We start from the raw sequence: 20,053 nt of genomic DNA, 5'->3' as shown, positions 1-20,053 counted from the left end.
CGTTACTGCGGCGGGTTGCCGTGCTTGCGGGACGGCAGGTCGGCGTGCTTGGTGCGCAGCATCGCCAGTGACTTGATCAGCACCTCGCGGGTCTCGGCGGGGTCGATGACGTCGTCGACCAGACCGCGTTCAGCCGCGTAGTAGGGGTGCATCAGCTCGGACTTGTACTCCTTGACCATGCGCGCCCGCATGGCCTCGGGGTCCTCGGCCTCGGCGATCTGCCGGCGGAAGACGACGTTGGCCGCGCCCTCGGCGCCCATCACGGCGATCTCGTTCGTCGGCCAGGCGTAGGTGAGGTCGGCACCGATGGACTGGCTGTCCATGACGATGTAGGCACCGCCGTACGCCTTCCTGAGGATCAGCGAGATGCGCGGCACGGTCGCGTTGCAGTACGCGTACAGCAGCTTCGCCCCGTGCCGGATGACCCCGCCGTGCTCCTGGTCCACACCCGGCAGGAAGCCCGGCACGTCCACCAGCGTCACGAGCGGGATGTTGAAGGCGTCGCACATCTGGACGAAGCGGGCCGCCTTCTCGGAGGCCTCGATGTCCAGCACACCGGCGAGCGTCTGGGGCTGGTTGGCGACGATGCCGACCACGTGGCCGTCCAGGCGCGCCAGCGCGCAGATGACGTTGCGCGCCCAGTGCTCGTGGACCTCCAGGTACTCGCCGTCGTCGACGATCTCCTCGATGACCGCGGCCATGTCGTACGGGCGTTGGCCGTCCGCCGGCACCATGTCGAGCAGGCCGTCCGAGCGCCGGTCCGCGGGGTCCGAGCCGCGCAGTCGGGGCGGGGTCTCGCGGTTGTTCTGCGGCAGCAGCGACAGCAGGTAGCGGACCTCGGCGATGCAGGTCTCCTCGTCGTCGTAGGCGAAGTGGCACACGCCGGACGTCTCCGCATGCACGTCCGCTCCGCCCAGGCCGTTCTGCGTGATCTCCTCGCCGGTCACCGCCTTGACCACGTCCGGGCCCGTGATGAACATCTGCGAGGTCTCACGGACCATGAAGACGAAGTCGGTCAGGGCAGGGCTGTAGGCCGCGCCGCCGGCACACGGGCCGAGCATCACGCTGATCTGCGGGATGACACCGCTCGCCTTGGTGTTGCGCTGGAAGATGCCGCCGTAGCCGGCGAGCGCGGAGACGCCCTCCTGGATACGGGCGCCCGCACCGTCGTTGAGGGAGACCAGCGGGGCACCGGCCGCGATGGCCATGTCCATGATCTTGTGGATCTTCGTGGCGTGGGCCTCGCCCAGGGCGCCGCCGAAGATGCGGAAGTCGTGCGCGTAGACGAAGACCGTGCGGCCCTCCACCGTGCCCCAGCCGGTGATCACACCGTCGGTGTACGGCTTCCTGGCCTCCAGGCCGAACCCGGTGGCCCGGTGCCGGCGCAGCTGCTCGACCTCCCGGAACGAGCCCGCGTCCAGGAGGAGTTCGATGCGCTCCCGCGCGGTCAGCTTGCCCTTGGCGTGCTGCGCGCTGGTCGCCTTCTCGCCCGGCCCGGCCAGCGCCCGCTCACGGATCTCGTTGAGCTCGGCCACGCGCCCGCGAGCGCCGGCCGACCCCGTCCTGCTCGGCACGGGGGCAGTCGTCATCGACATATCTGGTCCCTCCCCGGGACAAGCCGAAGCGGCCCCCGCCCGGCTCATGGGAATAGTAACAAACCGAATGCGCGGTTTATATCCAGCCCGGAGGAATGCTCCGGCCAGGGCCCGGCCTCAGCGCCAGCCACCGGGCGCCGCATAGCCCGCCGGCCGGTCCCACCAGGCGGCGGGTACGGCCACGGGCTCCTCGCCCACCTCTCGGCAGCTCCTGCGCAACGCGCCCAACACCGCTGCTAGAGCGGCCAGTTCCTCCTCGCTCGCATGTCCGCGCTCCACCCGAAGCAGCACCTCTGCCCGCTCCATCCGGCCGCCCCCTTCCAGGGTTTGAGGCAAGGGTGGGCCCGGACACTCAAGAACGGCTCCGGATCCGCTTGAGAGCACTCCCCCCTCCGGCCACCACCCCGCCACCCGGCCGAAAACATGCGCCGCACGACTGCGCGGCATCCACCGTCCGCCCCACCCGGCCCGGTGAAAGGCCTGGTAGGACCCCCTCGGTGGACACACGAGGCGGAAGTGCCCTACGGGGAGAACAAGCCGTTCGACAGGGCCCGTAGCCGGAATGGCTCCTACCGCTAGAAACTAAACCGGCTGGTATGTATCTTCTCGGCCTGAGGACGCACACAAAAACTTCGCACACCGCAGCCCAGGGGGAACCGACATGTCTGCGAGCACGTTCCGCGTCGAACACCCGATACCCGGCGCACGCCGCACCGAGGACGACAGCACAACGTGGGCGCGGATCGTCGTGCCGCGTTTCCCTTCCCCGACCACCACGGTTCCCGGGGAACCGGTCCACCTCGCCGGCGTCACCGAAGCGCTGCTCACCGACTGGGAGCGTGCGGACGACACCCACTTCACCGTGGCCGCCCCGTGAAGCCGCCGGCACGGCTTCTTCACCACGAGTTCGGCGTCCCGCTCGGCCACCGGTTCCTGATGTGGCACCTCGAACTCGACGCCAGACCCGCCCACCACTCGAATTTCCGTCTCGTCCAGGGGGAGCGATGACGATCACGAGCACGCTTCGGATCGAAAACCCACTCGTCGACCAGCGTCCGGTGCAAGCCACCTCCTCACCTTTCAGGATCGACACCCTCCGCCACGCCGGTCTGACGACCACGGTGCCCAGGGAACTGGTGCACCGTGCGGCCAACGCCGAGGTCATGCTCACCGGCTGGGACCGCCTGGACGACACACGGTTCAACGTGCGCGCCCAATGGCCGCGCAGCCACAGCTTCTTCACCCCCATCAACGGGGTCTACTACGACCCGCTGATGGCTGCTGAAACGATCAGGCAGATCGCTCCCCTGCTCTGCCACGCGGAGTTCGGTGTTCCTTTCGGCCACCAGTTCCTGCTGGAGCAGCTCGACCTCACCGTGCACCCCGAGCAGCTCCCGATGTACCAGGTACCCGCCTCGCTGGATCTCGAGGTGACGTGCACCGACGTCAAGATGCGAGGCCGCCGCCTGAGCGGTCTGTGCTACGAGACCGCGGTGCTGCGCGAGGGGCAGCTGGTGGCGACGGGGCGGCTCTCCCTGACTCTCATCGCTCCCTCGGTCTACCGCCGTCTGCGTCCGGAGCGGGTGTTCAGCAGCGAACACCGCCCCCTGCCGCTGACGGCCCCGGTGGCACCGCAGAGCGTGGGGCGCACATCGCCGGCCGATGTGGTCCTCTCGCCCACCGAGGAGACAGACCTCTGGCAGCTGAGGGTGGACACCCGGCACCCCGTGCTCTTCGACCACCCGGTCGACCACGTCCCGGGAATGGTGCTCCTCGAAGCCGTCCGCCAGGGCGCGACCGCTGTCCTGGGAGACTCCTCCTTCCTCCCGCTCAGCATCACCAGCGAGTTCAGCAGTTACGTGGAGCTGGACGAGCCCTGCCTGATCGGGGCACGCCGCCTGCCCGCGGACGCGCCCGGCGGCGCCGAGGCCGTGGAGGTGACGGGGCATCAGCACGGTGAGCGGGCGTTCATCGCCACCGTGACCGCGGCGACGCACGGCTGAATGAGGTGAGGCGGAGGTCCCTGCACCCCCGAGGGGTGCAGGGACCTCCGGGCTCCCCCCTTCCGCAGACACTCACGACCTTCATCGGTGGACACCGCAACCAAACCGGCTTTGCTGTTCCGCGGGCATGGGCCCGCTGATAACATAAAGACCGGATGGTTTGATATCTGGAGGCTTTCCAGAGCACGTCGATCGACCGGAGGACACCATGGCCGAGCAAGAGCGGGCCATCCGCACGCGCATGACCATCTTGCTGGCTGCGGCCAAGGTCTTCGAGGAACGCGGGTACCTGGCGGCGACGATCTCCGAGATCCTCTCCGAGGCCAAGGTGACCAAGGGAGCGTTGTACTTCCACTTCCCCTCCAAGGAGGACCTGGCTCAGGCCGTCCTCACCGCCCAGCATCAGGAATTCGGCATTCCCGACCACCCGTCCAAGCTCCAGGAAGTGGTGGACATCCTGCTGCGGTACACCTACCTCCTGCAGATCGACCCCATGGTGCGGGCAGGGGCGCGGCTGTCCATGTCCCAGGTGGCCGACGGGCTCGACCGCGGCGAGGCGTTCAACCCCTGGGTCGAGAGGTTCCAGGAGCGGCTGGAGAAGGCTCAGGCCCAGGGAGAACTGCTTCCTCACATCGTGCCGGCCGAGACCGCCAACGTCATCGTGGGCGCGTACTCCGGCGTACAGACCATGTCCCAGGTGATCAACAGCCACCAGGACCTCCCCGCACGGGTGACCACGATGCTGCGTCACCTGCTGCCCAGCATCGCGGTCCCCTCGGTGCTGGCGTCAGTGGACCTCAGCGAGGACCGCGGGAGGAAGGTCTACGAAGCCGGGAAGAAGGCCTACGAAGAGACGCAGGCTCACGCCCCCGCCCACTAGGTGTATTGCCCACGAGCGTTGTTGACGCCGGCCGGGCTCGATCATGGCGAAGGCCCCCGTGTGTGGTGGAGGTGTCGAATCTTCACCGCACGGAGGCCTTCGTGTCCCACCGTAAGGCTGCCCGACTGACCCTTCACGGCAGGCGGCTGCATAAGTGGATCCGGCGCTGGCGGTCCGAGGGCGAGAGCGGACTCATCGACCGTTCCAGCCGTCCCCACAGGACACCGCACCGGACCGCCGCCACCACCGAAGCCCGCGTCTGCCGGCTGCGGCAGGACCGCAAGCCGGGCCCGGCACACATCGGACCGAGTCGTGAGCAACTGGTGGTCCGGGTGAGGTCTTTGATCCAGATCATCGGGGCTCGTAGGTGGAGGCCGGCGAGGTAGCTGTCGGAGGTCTTGCTCGTATCGGGCGGCGATGCCCCGCCGGGCCTTGAATGTGCGTGCCTCCTCGGCAGCAGCCTTCTCCAGTGCGGTGATGACGTCCCCGCCCAGGTGCGTCCCGGCGGCATCGTGCTGCGCCCGCACGATGGTGGAGTCGATGCTGACCAGGGACAGGTCCACCTCGCCCCGCTTCACCGCTTCCGGCGTCCCGCCCCTGCCGGAAGCGGTTGTGCACGGTCGACCAGGCACCGAACCCGGCTCAGCCGAGACCGCGGTGGGCGGCCCACAACGTCCCGGCGCGTCTGGCCGCGTCGACAACCAGGGCCGCCAGTTCTGGTTCGTCGGGGACCGGGAACGAGACATATGCGCCCCGACCACCGCCGACTGGTCGGCCGTAGGCTTTCGCGGCGAGGTGACCGTCCGGGAGAAGCCGGATGGTGAGTGTGGTCAGCTGGAACTCTTCACCACGTCGAGTGTCCGTCCAGCGGAGCGCCTGCGGGATCATGACGTTGATCGCCAGAGCACTCACTTCCAGGTCGCTGCTCATGGACGGATGCTCTCACGCGAGCCGCACAGGCGGGGCGAAGCAGGCAGTGTGATCACAACTCGATACGCGCCCTAGTCGCGCCTCGCGAGGTGGGCCGTGTACCAGTGCGTGGCCTCGGCGAAACGTTCCTCGAAGCCCAGCCCCGGGGCCACGCCGGTGCGGGCCCACAAGGCGTCGCTGTCGTACCAGTGGTCCTGAGTGAGCAGGGTGTACTGGTGATCGGACAGTTGGGACGCGGCGCGGGCCAGCCTGGCCCGGTGCTCCGGAAGGGACATGTCCCTGCGGGGGAGGGGAAGGCCGAGCCGACGGTGAAGGGTGAGCAGCACCTGCTCCATGGACACCGGCCGGGGATGGGCCGCGTGGTACACCCGTGCCCGGTCCGTGGCCTCGGGAGCGGTCACCAGACTCGCCACGCAGCGCGCCAGGTCCCGGACCGCGATCATGGAACTGTGTGACGTCGCACCGGATGGCCAGGCCGCCACCAGGGTGAGCAGACGGACGATCGTGGGGATGAACCACACGTCGCCGACACCATGAACCAGATGCGGGCGCAGCACGGTCCCCCCGGAGTCGAGAACGGCCTGTTCGGCCTTGAGCCGTGAACTGCTCGCGGGGGACGCCGGGTTCGGGGTCAGGGTGTTCTCGTCCGCTCCGCGATGCGGACCGGCGCCGTAGACCGAGGCCGTACTGACGTAGACGAAGTGCTCGACGCCGGCCCGGTGGGCCTCCTCCAAGAGGGCAAGGGTGCCATGGTGGTTGACCGTCTCGCAGAGAGCGGCATCCCGCCCCACGTACGTGGCCGTGTGGACGACGGTCACCACCCCCGCGCACAGTCCGCGCAGTGCACCGGGCTGCGCGAGGTCGGCAGGCACATGGCTCACGCGGTGCCGGTGGGACGAGCGGGGCGGCCGACGCGACAGGACGCGTATGGCGGGCGCACCCTCAGCAGCCTCCCGTGTCAGCAGTTCCTCGACCACCGCACTTCCGACGAAGCCGTTGCCGCCCGCCACCAGGACCGTGCCCGCACCGCGCCGCACCGAGGTCGGCGCGCCGGTGGCCGGTTCCGTTCCGCTCTTCAGCACGCTCATGCCTCTTCTCCCTGGAGCACCGGCACTCGTGCCGCCGACGTGACATGTGGTCCCCTGCGCCGACAGTAAAATATACCGGGCGGATGGTTCTTTTCAATGCCGGCTCCGTACCCCGTCCGTCGCCGATCGCAGTCGCGGGATCCGGGCGGTGGTCCCCGAGAAGCCCGTGCCGGGCGGCCGACCGGCACGGCCACCCGTCACAGCAGGACCCGGTCAGCTACCTCCGCGGACTCCACCTGTACGGCGCGGCCATCTGACAGCGCGGCCTCACATGAGGGCCTCGGTACGGTGCGTGGTCAATGCTGACGGGATCGATGTCACGGGGTCGTGGCGTCGGGCCGAAGGACCGCGCGCATGCGGAGGCCGTGCAGTGCCACGGCGAGCGCGGTCGCACGCTCGCACGGCTGTAGATTCCCTGCACGACCCGAGGAGATCCGCGATGCCCGACCGCCGCACAGTTCTGTTCGTGACCGACCTCGCCTACCAAGCCCGGGGGCGGCGCTACTGCGACGAGGACATCTTCCTGACCTCCCGACTGCGGGACGCCTTCGACATCGCCCTGTGCCACCCGCTGGATGCCGCCGCGCTGATGGACGGCTTCGACGGAGTCGTGGTCCGTAACAGCGGACCCGTACTGCACTATCAGAAGGAGTACGACGCCTTCCGGGAACAGGCGACGACCCGCGGGACCCCGGTCTACAACCCGCTGTCGGGCCGGGGCGACATGGCGGGCAAGCAGTACCTGCTGGACCTGACGGCCGCCGGGTACCCGGTCATCCCCACCATCGACAGGCCCGAAGACCTGCACCTGCTGCCCGAGGTGGGACAGTACGCGGTCAAGCCGAAGGCGGGCGCGGACTCCATCGGCCTGACCTTCGTCCCCGGCGGGCAACTGGGCGAGCTCGCCTACGGCGACATCCTCGTCCAACCGCGCATCGATTTCCGGTACGAGGTGTCCTTCTACTTCGTCGACGACACTTTCCAGTACGCCCTCAACGCCCCCGACCCCGAGCGGCGTTGGGTCCTCGAACCCTACGAGCCCACCGACGCCGACCTCGCCTTCGCCCGGCGCTTCATCGACTGGAACACGATCGACCACGGCATCCAGCGTGTGGACGCCTGCCGCACCCAGGACGGCGAACTGCTCCTCGTCGAGCTGGAGGACCTCAACCCGTACCTGTCTTTGGACCTGGTCCCTGAACAGACCCGTGATTCCTTCGTGGAGAGCATGACGTCCTCCCTCCACCGGTTCCTGGACACGCTTCCTCGCCCGTGAGGCGGCATCCGGTCCCTGGTCCTCCCCTCGAAGACCAGGAGCCATCGGCTTCTCGGGGTGCCTGATGTGGAACGACATGTCGGCGAGCAGTACACGGCACTGGGCCGTGCGTCCGGCCCCAGCCGTTCACCGCAGCCGCAGCCCCGCACACCCTCTCCCCGGCCGGCCCGGCGCCATCGGACACCCGGCGGGGCCCAGGCCCCGGAGCTACTCGAATCCGGGGAGACGAAACAGGCACTCAACTGGCGACATGCCCTGGCACTACGCAACCGGCCACGACACCGGCCCTCCCTCCGACCGCTCGGTCTTGTGGCCCTTGCTCCCCGGCGAGAGCGTGCGCGGGTCCACCGCCTCGGCCGGCGCGCCCCTCGCATACAGACCCTCAGGGTCGGTGTCGCGGTCGTGCGGCAGCAGCCAGAACACCCGGCGCCGGAACGTACCCGAGGAACGCGACGGCTTCGCGCCGGGCCCCAGCAGCGCGTACCCGACCATGCGCCCGTCACGGTGGTACGCGGGCCTGCCGCGCCGCGTCGGCAGCCGGTCCAGGCTCTGGCGCACGTAGTCGAGATCGCCGATGTCCTCGAGCCAGACGAGGTCGACCTCGTTCTCGATCTCGCACTCTTCGATGAGGGCGCTCATGCTGTCTCCTCGTCGGCGACCAGTCCGATGCCCGGGTAGTACTTGCGCTGGTTGGACAGGATCATCTCCTTGGGAGAGGCCAGTCCCACCACTTCTCGGACCCGTGCGGCGAAGGCACGCGACGAGACGGCCGGGGAACCCTCATTCTGGCACCAGTCCCTGTAGGCCGCGTAGAGCCTCGCTTGTTCCGCCCTGAGACCGCCCTCCATCCGGCAGGACTCACCGAGGAATCGCCCGGTGTGGTCCTCGGTCTCCGCGTAGGCGTTGGTGGCGATCCGGACGCGTTCCGGCCCGGTGAGGTCCCTCTCGCCGCTCAGGTACCGACGGGCGCCCAGGATCAGCCAGTTGAGGATGCCAGGGCCCTCCTCGGTGACGAGGATGTCGGCCAGGTTGTCGATCTTGCGGTTGTCGGGCACCACCCGCTCGAACGGGATCAGCCGCATCCGGCGCCAGAACGCGAACCCGCCCGTCCCGACCTCCGGCCGGTGGTTGCCCAGCAGCCACAGCTTGTGTGTGGGCTCGAAGCTGAAGAAGTCCTGCCGCATACGCCGGGCCTTGATCCGGTCGCCGCCCGTCAGCAGCTTCACCCGTGCCTCGTCGAAACGGTCCCCCGGCTTCACCTCGCTGCACACGATCACGCGCCGGCCGTGCAGTTCGGCCAGATCGGTCGGATGCCCCTCGTAGGGCCGGGCCATCAAGAACCCCGGCGGCGCGGCGTCGGCGTAGTCCCCCAGCAGCTTCATCAGCACGTCCAGGAGCACCGACTTGCCGTTCTTGCCGGAGCCGAACAGGAACGGCATGACCTGCCCGCCGACGTCCCCGGTGATGGAGTAGCCCAGCAGCAGATGCAGGAAGTCGATCATTTGGGCGCCCTCGTGGCCGTCACCGAAGGTGTCGGCGAGGAACCGGTCCCAGCGCGGGGTGGGCATCGGCTGCGGTGCCGCGGTCGTGGAACGGGAGTGGAAGTCCCGGTTCGGATCCGGCGTACGGATCGCCCCGGTCCGCAGGTCCACGATGCCGGCCGGCGTGCACAGCGCGTACGGATCGGCGTCCAGCCGGGAGGCGTTGAGCACCATGCCCGGAGCGGACCTGGCCTGGGTGAGCATCGCGTTCATGCCGCTGGTACTCAGCGCACGGCTGCGGTGCCGCTGCAGCGCCGCCGCCGTGAACACCCCGCGCGGATCGTTGCTCGCGAGGGACTCCGCCAGGTCACCGGCGGCCCACATGACCGTGTCGTCCTCGTCGGCCTGCCAGCGCGTGGTGTCCCAGCGGAACCAGCCGAGGCCGGGCACATGACGGTAGTCCTGCGAGTACAGCTTGACGAACAGCTTCGCGTTGCCGCGGTCGCTGAGCGTGTCGGGCAGCAGCCCGTCGGCGGTCGCCTCGCCGCCGCCCGCAGCGGCGGTGGGGACACTTGTGCCGCTCTGCCGGGGGGCCGGGGCGGGCTGAGCGAGGATCCGCATGGCGACCGTTCGGGCGTCGAAGAGGGTCCCGTCATGTCCGGAGGTCATGTTCGCCCTCCCAACGACAGGGGACGGAGCCGGCCGGCGCTCAGGCCGCTGCGGATGATGGCCCGGTAGCGCCGCTCCTGGCCGGGGCGGGCGTGGTCGGCCGCCTCCGCCAGGGCTCGTTCCGCCTCGTCGGCCGACAGGTGCCCTGCGGCCACGAGGCCTCCGGCGGTGTAGGCGGCGCGGTTCAACTTCTCGGAGAACGCCGCTCCTTCGGGTACGGCCGCGCAGTCGGCCACTTCGGTGAGCAGCCCGGCCAGAGCCCGCCCGGCGGCTCCACGGCCGCCTCCCGCCGCGATGACCGCCTGCCGGGCGCGGGGCGGCACCGTCCGGGGGGCGGGCACGCGCGCGGGCGGCAGGTGGCCGGTGCGCTCCAACTCGCGGGCGAGCCAGCCGGGCAAGGGAGCGGGCTCACGCACGGCCCCCACGGGCTCGTACGTTCCCGCCTCTGTCCGAGTGCCCGGGGCGACGATGTAGCCACCGCATGCTCGTACGTCGGTCTGCCAGGCCAGCGCGCGGCCGCGGCCCGACCCGGCGGAACTCTGCCACTGCTGCCCGAGAGGGGCCCGGTACCAGACGTGGAGGCCACCGGACGGCGTGCGTACGCGCAGCGTCGTGTCGTCGTCGGCCGGGCTGGTGACGCCCCGCAGGGCGGCCAGCACACCGAGGGTGTGGAACCCGTTGGCGAGTCCGGTCAGATCGACATCGTCCGGGATCCCGATGCCGGGCAGCAAACGGTCCCGCTCGGGCAGGCACCTCTCGTGGGCGTCGATATCGATGATCACCAGCCCTGCGGGGCCGCAGGCGACTCCCACGCCCAGTCCGGGGTGGGCACCCCACCACTGCTCGATCCTGGTCCCGTCCAGCGTGGCGGCACGGAATCCATGGCACCAGCGGCCCGCGGCGGGACAGCCGCAGCCCATGGAGGTGTGGCCGGATTCCCGGCAGGACGCACAGTTGCCCGCCGGCGTCTTACGGCCCGGAGCAAGGGGATGCACCGGCCAGCCCCGGCCCGCACACCATCGGGCAATCGCCAGTGAACGCGAGTTGCCCGTCCGCTCGCCACCCGATCCCCGTGAGTCGCTCCGTAAAAACGGCAGCTCAGAAGCCATGCGCATCCCCCATGAGCGACTCAAGCGACTGAACGACTGGAACAGAGTAGCGAAACGCCGATGGCAGAAGGAAACACCTGAGGAAACTGAGACACAACGCGCTCTCGGGGTGGCGAGCGACTCAGAGAGCGGCGCAGCGACTGGGGTTGTCCGGGTGACTTCTTCAATCGCTGAGCGAAACCGCAGGTCACAGACCTCCAGCAGGACCAGGCAGCGACTGAAGCGACTCAAGCTCCTATATATGACTCCCACGCGCGCACACGAAGGACAACCCACTCACCGCATATACCCGCACCTCGGGTCGCTTCAGTCGCTGCCTGGTCGTGGCAACTGCTCTGACCTGGGGTTTTCCACGAAATCCGACAGCGACCGGCCGTGCGTTCCGTCGCTGGTCCTCAGTCGCTGCCGCGGGCTGCACGACGAGGTGCCCCCCTGCCCGGATCTCCGGACGGCGACTCGAGCGACTCTCGAGCGAGACCGGAGATGCGGACGCATCCCCTGCCGGCTCGGCGTTCGTTCTGCAGGACCGTTCCCGTTGCCCGGAGGTCAAGGGGAACGGTCCTGCAGAACGCTCCTCATGTACTTCACGTCAATGAGGAGCGTTCTGTGGGACGTCAGGTCGCGCGGCGGAGGTGGACGACGACGTTCTCACCCATGCGCTTGGGGGCGAGCCGGTAGTACCTGATGTGGCCGAGCCTCTCGGTCTCCTCGAGCCAGCCGGCCTCGATGACCTGCTTGCGCGTGCGGGAGAAGACGGGCGCGGCCATGCCGACGAGTTTCGCCAGGTTGGCCGCGGTCTCGAGTACGGCTCCGGACCGGTCGGTCGGATGCAGGGCGTAGAGCATGACGACAAGACGCTGGTTGGCGGTCATGCCTGCTGTCTTCTCAAGCAGCTGAAGGTTCTTCTGCTTGTCGTCGCTACTGATCACTGAGCCTCCCACCGTGCAGGCACGTTCTCGTCGAATCCGGGGATGTCCGGCGGGTTGCACGTCTTCACCGCTTCACGCTGCTCGAGTCCGGTTCCGTGAAAGGCGATGTACGGGCTGATCCGGTAGAAGTTGTAGTTGCCGATGCGTCCGCGGACGATCAGGATGCGGTGCTTGGCCAGCTTCCTGTTGATTTTTCCGACAGCGTCGGTGGACATCCCCACCCGCTTGCCGATGTCGGCCCCGGTGGCCCGCAACGGTTCCATGCCCTCGGGTGAGACTCCGATCCACCACAGGACGAGGAACTTCTGACTGGGCGTGAACGCCTTGGATTCGGTGATCGCCTCGACGCGCGCCTTGTCGACCTGTGTGTGCCTGCCGGAGAAGGCGTACGGGGCATAGGGCACCGCCTCGCCCGTCTCGGCATCGACCAGCCTTCGTACTGCTCCCAACGGGCCCTCCGTAAACGGGGGTTGTCTGACGGTTCATGAGAGGCGGCTTCGAGGCCGACCAGATGAACTTAACGTACATGAGCAGGAAGTCAATCAACCCTGCCTGCCGACCGTGTCGCCTGCTGAATCGCTCATGGTTCACCTCTGCCGGATGCGACCGCGCCGCTGCCCACTCATGTACGTCACGTCAATCTGCCACGACCACAGGATCGTGGTACCCAGATCCTTCAGCCGTGGTGCCAGTCCCCAGGATCGTGGTCCCGGTCTGTCAGATCGTGGTGTGCGGTTCACGGAACCGGGTGCCAAGACCGCAGGATCTGTTCACCCAGATCCTCTGATCGCCCTCTGCTGTCGTAGGAACTGCCTGCCAGTTCCTACGGTCTTGGTCGTTCGAGGTGTTTGCGCAGGTCAGATGCTGTTTGGCAAGCGCGCTCTCTTACTTCGACAGGAGCCGCGCCGTTCACCGGAAGGCCCACGCAACCCCTGCACTCGTGCACGGCCGGACGGCGTGCTCAGCTCGTCACCACCGTCGAATGCCACCACTTGCGGGGAACGAACGGACCTCACGCCGCCACGGCCGAGCCCCGTTCGGGCCCGCGGTCACCATCAGCACTACCCACACCGAGGGTGCTCGTCTCACGGAACCCCTGCCCACTCGTACCCGTCACTTCCCGGCGCGTACGGGCCTGTGCCACGACGAAACGGATTCGCGCCGGGATGTGGCGGGGCAGCGGGGTCCAGGGGCCGGCGAAGGCCCCTGGTACCACGCCGCCCCGCCACATCCCGCAACTCGTCGTCGGCCCGCAGTCTCATGACGGCCTGTGGCTGCTGCGGCCTGGGTCGTGACCCGCACCCGACCTGCTGCCGGTACCAGCAAGAGACTTCTGCGCGAGGCATGTTCCCGACAAACGAGGCTGCGCCCCGCTCGTCCGAGTTGCCGCCACCAGTGGAGTCCGCCAGGTACTTGGCGGCGTCCCAACGCGGCGGCAGGAAGAACAGGTCACCCTTGAGGTCGCCGGTGAGCTGGGCGCCGGGTGGCGATGTGAGGGTGACGGACGGCTGGTGAAGGGCGGCGATCGCGCTCGGCGGGACCCTCGGATCGGGCGATCCACGCGGGGAGGCGTAGCGCGCCCCCGCGTGGCCGACGAGACTTAACAGGGGCCGGCGCACTCAAGCGCTGATCGCGATGAACACTCGGTCGGTATCCGTCAGCCCGTCCAGCACGAGACCTGCACCCGCTGCGCGCAGCTCGCTCGCGGAGGTTCGGCCCGTGGCGACCGCCACCACTCGAACGCCGGCTTCATGCCCCCGGCGACATCCTCCGCAGTGTCTCCCCGGAACACAGCGTCCTGCGGGGCCACATCCGCTCGTCTGAGAGCCGTACTCAGCAACTCGGGACGCCCTTCCCCGTCCTCTCCGTACACCCCGTCGTCAAGCCGCAGACAGACGCCTGCTCGCGCAACGCCACCCCTGTCACCAACGCCGCCCCCCTCTTCACCGACTCCGGTCCCCCGCAGCGGGCACCCTGCGCTGAGAGAGGCAGCAACGAGTAAGCGCATGGGCTGCAGCAGACCTCCCGATCGGGGACCGCCCCGCATCAAGTCCTACCGCGGCGGGCATCGTGGTGCCGTCGCTGTCCATCCTGTTCGCCCTCGCACACGAGTTGGGGGTGAGGGCCACCACGTCCTGCGCGTGAAGGTGAAGGGCTGCGGCTCGAGGAAGAAGCCCATCCCACCCGTGGCCTGGGATGCGCTGCAGGACAACCTCAACGGCCGCGCGAGGGCTGGCTGTTCAAGCGACTGGCCGCCGAGCAGCGGCGCCGCACGACTCAATGCCTCATCGGCTCTCGCGCACAGAAGCTGCGCGGCCAGCCCCCGGCTACCTCGCGCTCTCGCCGCATCTGATCGCTGCCCCCTGACGTGGGGCACCGGCCGCGCGCATCGATGCCCAAGCTCCAGAGCAACCCGGTCATGCCCACCATCGTCCTGCTCGTTTTGGTCTTCACCCTCGTCTGCGGGGCGCTCGTCCACTTCGCGTACCGCCACCCGGCTTCCCGGGGACCGGTGTGAGTCATCAGAGTCAGCACCTGCCTGAGCTGCAGCATCACCGCCGCTCAGGCCACCTTCTTGCCGCCTCAACTATGGACAGGCGAGACGCCTGATTCTCTCTGGTCTATACGGAGAGGGGCCCGGAGGGGGGACACTGCCTTTGGAGACCCGGAAGAACCGGGTAAGAATCCGTCGGAAGGTCCCTGTGAAGATCACCATTGAGGGCGCGAGCGAGGAGTTCGCGGAGAAGGTGCTCGCGCTCGCCGCGCAGCAGGGCGCGGAGCTGACGGTCGCCACCGTGCAGACCGGCTGGACCGTTGACCGCGCCGAACGCTACCTCCGTTCCCTCCCCGCCGGCGCCCGCCGGTTCGCCGAGATGGTCATCGTGGACGGCGACGGCTACATCGACGCGGACCAGCTGCGTGCCGTGCTCGGCAAGCTCAACGGGCCGACCGTCGCCCTGTCCCGCGCGATCCCGCGCGGCGTGAAGGCGGGCTGGTGGCCGGAGGGCACCCCGCCGCCGATCAACCCGGTATCCGACCCGGACAACCCGAGCTGGCGCCAGAACATCGCCTACCGGATGGACGCGGGGAACGTGCCCGTCTTCCGGGAGGCCCTCGTCCGCATGGCTACCACGCAGAGGGGCGCCGAGCACGAAGCCGAATCCGTCACTGCCGGTGTCTGGGAGGGCGATGCGCCCAGCGCGCTTGCCCCCGCGCCGGGCTGGGGATCGGCGGATGACGTGCCGCTCGTGACGCTCGACGAAGACGAGGACCGGTGACGACCAGCTTGCGGGGCTAACCCCGCGCTCCAGCACAGTCGGCGCGGCCCGGCCAACCGGCGGGCCGTACCGGCTTGATGGAGGTCACCTGTGTTCCCCGCCTGCAGCGCCGTCCGCTCCGTTCACATCTCGGAGTGAGGCACCCATGTTGCTGCTCCTCGACGCCGTGCCCGACCTGCTCAGCGCCATCGGCGCCGCCGCCGTGATCGCACTCGCCTCCGCCGCCTGGCGCCGCCTGTCGTCCCGGAGGGCGGCCGCGAGCGCCGCGTTGGACGAATCCCGCACGCTCCGCCGCTACACCCTGCTGCGGACCAGCGGCCCGGACGGAGCCCCGGAGCAGTACGAGACGACTCGGCCTGCCGGCACCGTCATCGTCCACCGGGTGGACGGCCTCTCGCAGCGCTTCGAGCTGACCGACGTCCCGCTCGGCGACGGCACCTTCGCCGCCGAGCCCTTCGATCACCTGTAGAAGGAGCCCTCGTGCCCGACTTCCTGCCCGCCGTCGGCTTCGCCCGCATCAACGACGCGGCCCGGCGTCACGCCTTCTCCATCGCCACAGCCGAGGAACACTTCGACCGTCATGCGACTCGCGCACCACGCCGTGCACGCAGCGGCAGCCTGAGATCATGGCCGGCGCGCAACCGATCGTGATCCATCCGCAGGACGAGGACGAGGACGGGGGCCGGCGGGCGCGCATCGACGGCGCGACCGTCGGCCGCGCGTTCTCCGTGCAGGACGCCGCCCGGTACCTCCAGGAGGCAGGCCTCCTGGAGGCCGACGAGATGGACGTGGTCCGGTCCGGGCTGATCGAGCGGCGCGGCGGCGGGGCCCGTGGCCTGGAGCCGCTGAGTCGTTCCATCCGGGCAGCCCGGCCGACTTCCGGGGCCTGCCGGACTGCGGTGAGGGCTCGTATGCCCCAGCCCGGTCCGGGCAGGCCGTGGCCACACTCTGCAGAGCGGCTTCCTCGGGTTCACCGGCGGTCAGGCCCCAGCGGAGCTTCGTGCGGCGGGAGGCAGCCACCCGACCGGGTCCTGATCAGCCTTACTGCGGTTCGGGCGGGCGGTGACGGCGGCAAGGGACTCCTCGGCTCCCTGGTCGTTGGCGTACCGCTCGCGGCGCCGAGACCGAACGCTGAAGTCACGACGATGTGGTCGTAGTACCTCTCCCAGGCGCTTCCGGTGGGCCCCGAAGTCCTGGCGCAGACGCCAGCCGCAAGGTAGCGGTCAGGACTTCGTGACCTTGGTCTTCTTCGGCTGACGGCGGACGGGCGACTCCGGCACGAGTGACGAGCCGTCGGCCATGACGGCGCAGATCGACCCACAGCACGTGCCTCGTAAGCCCCGGCTGGCGATCTGCGGCGCCGAGGCCCAGGCCCGGCGCACCGAAGGACTGCAACCGGAAGTCGTGCTGGTCGCTCCAGAAGGGGCAGAGGTGCGGTGTCTGGTGAGGGCGCGAAGGGCCGTAGACACCTGATGGGTGAGCACTGCAGTCCGCGCAGGCGCAGGAGTTGCAGGCCTGGTCTGTGAGTGGACGTCCAGACAAGGTGCCGTCACCCCGGGTCGATTGGAACTTGAGGCGGACAGGGGTCCCGCGGGTAGGGGGGCCCGCCGATCCAGCGGCTTGTGCGGCCAGCGTCGGCGCCGTGGCCCTCCCCCGGCCCAGGGCGCTCCGGAGACAGCGTTGGGCACCGCCATGACCGTGTCGACGGCTTCCAGCGCCTGGGACCGAGCGCGTGCCCGCATCCGCTTGGGGGCTATTACGCCGTAATAGATCCTGGGCAGAGGTGAGGGCTCCAGTACGGCCAACTCTCACCCTGCGCCAGGTATCGCTGCGCTGACCCCGTGGATGCCACCCTTCGTGCCCGTGAACCACTCTCGCCCGCGCTGAGGACCAGCGGAGGTGTGTGCGGCCAGGTGTTCGACGCGGGCTTCCAGTTGCTGACGGCAGCGCTCCCCCGGACCTGTGGCTATTACGCCGTAATAGATGCCTGCCGGGCCTAGTGCGGCTGCCCCGTCAACGAACCGCTTCGGCATGGCCTGCTCATCGCAGCCAGACCAGTCTGCACAGGCCGAGAGAGATGCAGGCTTCGTCCGTGAGCGGCCCCGACGAGGCAGACGCCCGGCCTTTCGATTGAAGCCCGAGGCCGGGCAGGGTTTTCTGCAGGCAGCAGGTGTACGAGCAGTCCACCCCTCCCGAGTGGGTGCCGCGCAGTCGCAGGGGGGCTATTACGTCGTAATAGCCCGCGGGCAGGCATGAGAGCTCCCTGACGGCCCAACAGGAATAAACTAACGCGTCAATGACGACAAAGGATCATGGACGTTAGTATGGTGTCCTCCATGAGTTCGCCTGCCACTTCCAGCGACCGCGAGAAGGTCGTGTCCAAGCTGCCGGGATGGCTCCGGCAGAACCTCAAAATCAGAGCCGCCCAGCACGGCATCGAGATCCAGGCCGCCGTCGAGCAGGGCATCGCCGACTGGTGCACCCTGGCCTCCTCCCCTGCCCAGGTCGACACCGCCGGCGCGAGTTCCTTCTCTACCTTCCTCCCTCACGGACAGTGGGAAGGGTTCACGCGCACCGCATCCGACCGCCGCGTCTCCCTTGCCCAAGGCCTCGCCCAGGCCGTCCAGTTGTGGCTCGACACCAACCCGGCCCCTGACGTCGAACGGCCGTCCATCACCCGGCGCATCATCGTCTGCAACCAGAAAGGCGGCGTCGGCAAGACCGCCATCACGGCCGGCCTCGGCGAAGCCCTCGCCGAAGACCCCAACGCCCTCCACGCCGTACGTGTCGCCAAGGCCCTCACGAAAGCCCTGCGCGCCAGCGAGGTACACGACGAGCAGGAGACCGACCCCCTCGACGTGGAAAACCTGCCCGGGCTCGGACAGCGCGTGCTGCTGGTCGACTTCGACCCCCAGTGCCACCTCACCAATCAACTGGGCGCCTCTCCCCTGCCGATGAACGGCGACAGCCTGACCAACCACATGGCAGGCGACGCAAAGGGCGATCTCCGCGACCTCATCGTCTCCATCGATGACGACGCCTTCGGAGGACGCCTCCACCTCCTGCCCGCCTGCAACGACGCCTTCCTCCTCGATGTGCGCCTGTCCGCAGTACGCGCCCGCGAAGCCGCCCTGGAACGCGCCCTCGCCCCCCTCGAAGACGACTACGACGTCATCGTCGTCGACTGCCCGCCCAGCCTCGGCCTCAGCATGGACGCCGCTGCGTACTACGGGCGCCGCCGCGACAGCGAGGCACCCGGACAATCCGGCGCGCTGATCGTTGTACAGGCCGAGGACAGCTCCGCCGACGCCTACGACCTGCTGACCACTCAGATCGACGACCTGCGCGCCGACCTCCAAGTCGACATCGACTACCTCGGCATCGTCGTCAACCTCTACGACTCCCGCCGCGGCTACATCGCCACCTCCTCACTCCAAGGCTGGGTCGACATAAAGGACCCGCGCGTCGTTGGCCTCATCGGCGACCTCAAGGAACAGAAGGAAGCAGTACGAGTGAAGAAGCCCCTCCTGTCGTACGCGCCGAAATCGCAGCAGGCGATCGGCATGCGAGCCCTGGCGCGGGAGGTGTCGTGAGCAGCAAGGCCAGCCAGCTGGGAGCCGGCCGCTTCGGCGGTGGAGCGCGACCTGTCAGCGCCCGCCGGCAGGCCGTCGCAGCGGCGACCGGCGTGCCAACCGAGGGCGTCGCACCTCCCACGGAACTCCCCCCACACCGGATCAGCCTCAACCCCGACAACCCCCGCTCCAGCCTCGGAGACCTCACCGATCTCGCAGGCAGCCTCCAGACCCACGGGCAGAAACAAGCGATCACGGTCATGAACCGCGACGCCTACATCAAGGCCAACCCCGAGCGGGAAGCCGACCTCGAACCCGACACCACCCACGTCGTCATCGACGGCAGCAGCCGACTCGCCGCCGCCCGCGAAGCCGCCCTCACCACCATCAAGGTGATGGTCAGCGACGACCAGGGCGGCAACTCGGAAGAGCTCCTCGAAAGCGCCCTCGTCGCCAACATCCACCGCCAGGACCTGTCGGAGCTGGACGAAGCGCGAGCTCTGCAACGCCTCCTCGCCATCCACGGCAGCCAAACCGCTCTGGCGAAGAGGCTTCACCGCTCCCAGGGCTGGGTGTCACAACGACTCGCTCTGCTCAGCCTCACTCCAGAACTCCAGGCCCGTATCGGTGAAGAGCCCATCGACCTGCTGCGCGCTGTGGGCAGCAAGCCCCCCGAACAGCAGGAGACGGTGCTCGCCGGGCTCAAGCAGGAACGAGCCCGCAAGGAGGCAGAGAAGCAGGAGCGCAAACGAAGCAAGCAGACCCAGGCTGCTGCTCCGGCCACCCGGGAAGCCGAGAAGACCGACGGCTATTACGGCGTAATAGACGATGACGGCTCCGCTGTGCCGCCCACGCCCTCTCCGAGGCACGGGGCTGCTGAAGGGCCGGCCCGCACAGGAGAGGGTGCGCCCACTCTTCCCGTCCAATCCACCGCCGTTGAGACCACAGCTGCGGGAGGCGAGCCGCAGCTCAAGCGGTTCCCCTACGACGACGGCGCATCCGCGGCCATCTACTTGATTCACAAGATGCCGCCGGATGAGTTCGACAAGATGCTGGACCGGCTCATCAAGCACAGGGACAGCAGGGCCGTCTCGGCAGGTTGACCTCTCATGCGAGCCGTCGCACTCTCGACGCGCGGGCCGGTCTCCCGACAGCCGGAAGCCTGGCCCGCGCCCCGGCTCGGCGCCTTCGCGTTGCCCCTGAAGAAGGATGAGGGGGCCGCAGCGGGTGTCCTCCGCCGCGT

Annotated in this window: 18 protein-coding genes and 2 pseudogenes; 10 read left to right on the top strand and 10 right to left on the bottom strand. The window is 68.8% G+C overall.

The features are described 5' to 3' along the window. Window positions 1–2: 2 nt before the first annotated feature. Complete coding sequence (locus tag AB0F04_RS32555; RefSeq protein ID WP_362048220.1) at window positions 3–1,589, bottom strand: acyl-CoA carboxylase subunit beta; 1,587 nt, start codon at window positions 1,587–1,589, stop codon at window positions 3–5. A 123-nt stretch (window positions 1,590–1,712) separates the two neighbouring features. Further along, window positions 1,713–1,901, bottom strand: a complete 189-nt coding sequence (locus AB0F04_RS32550) for an acyl-CoA carboxylase epsilon subunit (protein WP_362048408.1) — start codon at window positions 1,899–1,901, stop codon at window positions 1,713–1,715. Between the two features lie 355 nt (window positions 1,902–2,256). On the opposite strand from AB0F04_RS32550, the gene AB0F04_RS32545 reads away from it, so the two are divergent. From AB0F04_RS32545 to AB0F04_RS32530, 4 genes and pseudogenes are all read left to right on the top strand, one after another. Then, a complete protein-coding gene (locus AB0F04_RS32545; protein WP_362048218.1) occupies window positions 2,257–2,472 on the top strand; it encodes a hypothetical protein in 216 nt (71 codons plus the stop codon). A gap of 127 nt (window positions 2,473–2,599) precedes the next feature. Continuing rightward, window positions 2,600–3,598: a ScbA/BarX family gamma-butyrolactone biosynthesis protein gene (locus AB0F04_RS32540; protein WP_362048215.1), complete on the top strand. Its 999-nt coding sequence runs from the start codon at window positions 2,600–2,602 to the stop codon at window positions 3,596–3,598. 208 nt (window positions 3,599–3,806) lie between these two features. Next, entirely contained in the window at window positions 3,807–4,478 is a 672-nt protein-coding gene (locus tag AB0F04_RS32535) for a ScbR family autoregulator-binding transcription factor (protein WP_362048212.1), read from the top strand. Between the two features lie 101 nt (window positions 4,479–4,579). After that, window positions 4,580–4,786: pseudogene (locus tag AB0F04_RS32530) on the top strand (leucine zipper domain-containing protein); the annotation flags it as partial. 334 nt (window positions 4,787–5,120) lie between these two features. Here the strand turns inward: AB0F04_RS32530 and AB0F04_RS32525 are convergent. Together AB0F04_RS32525 and AB0F04_RS32520 are read right to left on the bottom strand one after the other, a co-directional pair. Further along, window positions 5,121–5,408, bottom strand: a complete 288-nt coding sequence (locus AB0F04_RS32525; RefSeq protein WP_362048209.1) for a hypothetical protein — start codon at window positions 5,406–5,408, stop codon at window positions 5,121–5,123. 71 nt (window positions 5,409–5,479) lie between these two features. Then, window positions 5,480–6,496, bottom strand: a complete 1,017-nt coding sequence (locus AB0F04_RS32520) for an NAD-dependent epimerase/dehydratase family protein (RefSeq protein WP_362048206.1) — start codon at window positions 6,494–6,496, stop codon at window positions 5,480–5,482. Window positions 6,497–6,935: 439 nt separating this feature from the next. On the opposite strand from AB0F04_RS32520, the gene AB0F04_RS32515 reads away from it, so the two are divergent. Continuing rightward, on the top strand, window positions 6,936–7,772 hold the full coding sequence (locus tag AB0F04_RS32515) for a hypothetical protein (RefSeq protein WP_362048203.1): 837 nt from the start codon (window positions 6,936–6,938) through the stop codon (window positions 7,770–7,772). A 261-nt stretch (window positions 7,773–8,033) separates the two neighbouring features. On the opposite strand, the gene AB0F04_RS32510 is transcribed toward AB0F04_RS32515, so the two are convergent. The 5 genes from AB0F04_RS32510 to AB0F04_RS32490 all read right to left on the bottom strand — a co-directional run bounded on the left by AB0F04_RS32510 (window position 8,034) and on the right by AB0F04_RS32490 (window position 12,409). After that, window positions 8,034–8,411, bottom strand: a complete 378-nt coding sequence (locus tag AB0F04_RS32510; protein WP_362048200.1) for a DUF6009 family protein — start codon at window positions 8,409–8,411, stop codon at window positions 8,034–8,036. After that, window positions 8,408–9,922, bottom strand: coding sequence for a phage/plasmid primase, P4 family (locus AB0F04_RS32505; RefSeq protein ID WP_362048197.1), 1,515 nt, complete (start codon window positions 9,920–9,922; stop codon window positions 8,408–8,410). Before AB0F04_RS32505 ends, AB0F04_RS32510 begins: the two co-directional genes overlap by 4 nt. Then, window positions 9,919–10,950, bottom strand: a complete 1,032-nt coding sequence (locus AB0F04_RS32500) for a bifunctional DNA primase/polymerase (RefSeq protein ID WP_362048405.1) — start codon at window positions 10,948–10,950, stop codon at window positions 9,919–9,921. The genes AB0F04_RS32505 and AB0F04_RS32500 overlap by 4 nt, the downstream gene beginning before the upstream one ends. Before the next feature lie 695 nt (window positions 10,951–11,645). Next, window positions 11,646–11,957: a replication initiation protein, RepL2 gene (locus AB0F04_RS32495; protein WP_361311843.1), complete on the bottom strand. Its 312-nt coding sequence runs from the start codon at window positions 11,955–11,957 to the stop codon at window positions 11,646–11,648. Beyond that, entirely contained in the window at window positions 11,957–12,409 is a 453-nt protein-coding gene (locus tag AB0F04_RS32490) for a MarR family transcriptional regulator (RefSeq protein WP_362048194.1), read from the bottom strand. The genes AB0F04_RS32495 and AB0F04_RS32490 overlap by 1 nt, the downstream gene beginning before the upstream one ends. A gap of 2,253 nt (window positions 12,410–14,662) precedes the next feature. Here AB0F04_RS32490 and AB0F04_RS32485 point away from each other — a divergent pair. The 3 genes from AB0F04_RS32485 (at window position 14,663) to AB0F04_RS32475 (ending at window position 15,889) form a co-directional block, all read left to right on the top strand. Further along, window positions 14,663–15,238 carry a hypothetical protein gene (locus tag AB0F04_RS32485; protein WP_362048191.1) on the top strand — a complete coding sequence of 192 codons (576 nt, stop codon included), beginning with the start codon at window positions 14,663–14,665 and terminating at the stop codon, window positions 15,236–15,238. 145 nt (window positions 15,239–15,383) lie between these two features. Then, window positions 15,384–15,707, top strand: coding sequence for a hypothetical protein (locus AB0F04_RS32480; protein ID WP_362048188.1), 324 nt, complete (start codon window positions 15,384–15,386; stop codon window positions 15,705–15,707). An 11-nt stretch (window positions 15,708–15,718) separates the two neighbouring features. Continuing rightward, window positions 15,719–15,889 (top strand): hypothetical protein, encoded by a 171-nt coding sequence (locus tag AB0F04_RS32475; RefSeq protein ID WP_362048185.1) that lies wholly within the window; start codon window positions 15,719–15,721, stop codon window positions 15,887–15,889. A 249-nt stretch (window positions 15,890–16,138) separates the two neighbouring features. On the opposite strand, the pseudogene AB0F04_RS32470 reads toward AB0F04_RS32475, so the two are convergent. Continuing rightward, window positions 16,139–16,356 (bottom strand): annotated as a pseudogene (locus AB0F04_RS32470) (HNH endonuclease); the annotation flags it as partial. Between the two features lie 1,218 nt (window positions 16,357–17,574). On the opposite strand from AB0F04_RS32470, the gene AB0F04_RS32465 reads away from it, so the two are divergent. Both AB0F04_RS32465 and AB0F04_RS32460 read left to right on the top strand, forming a co-directional pair. After that, window positions 17,575–18,831: a ParA family protein gene (locus AB0F04_RS32465; RefSeq protein ID WP_362048182.1), complete on the top strand. Its 1,257-nt coding sequence runs from the start codon at window positions 17,575–17,577 to the stop codon at window positions 18,829–18,831. Next, on the top strand, window positions 18,828–19,913 hold the full coding sequence (locus AB0F04_RS32460) for a ParB/RepB/Spo0J family partition protein (protein WP_362048179.1): 1,086 nt from the start codon (window positions 18,828–18,830) through the stop codon (window positions 19,911–19,913). The genes AB0F04_RS32465 and AB0F04_RS32460 overlap by 4 nt, the downstream gene beginning before the upstream one ends. The last annotated feature ends 140 nt before the right edge of the window (window positions 19,914–20,053 follow it).

It is taken from the genome of Streptomyces sp. NPDC029041, from assembly GCF_040637515.1.
Taxonomy (GTDB): domain Bacteria; phylum Actinomycetota; class Actinomycetes; order Streptomycetales; family Streptomycetaceae; genus Streptomyces.
The sequence above is the reverse complement of the archived record's forward strand: the minus strand, read 5'-3'. Positions and strand labels throughout refer to the sequence as shown.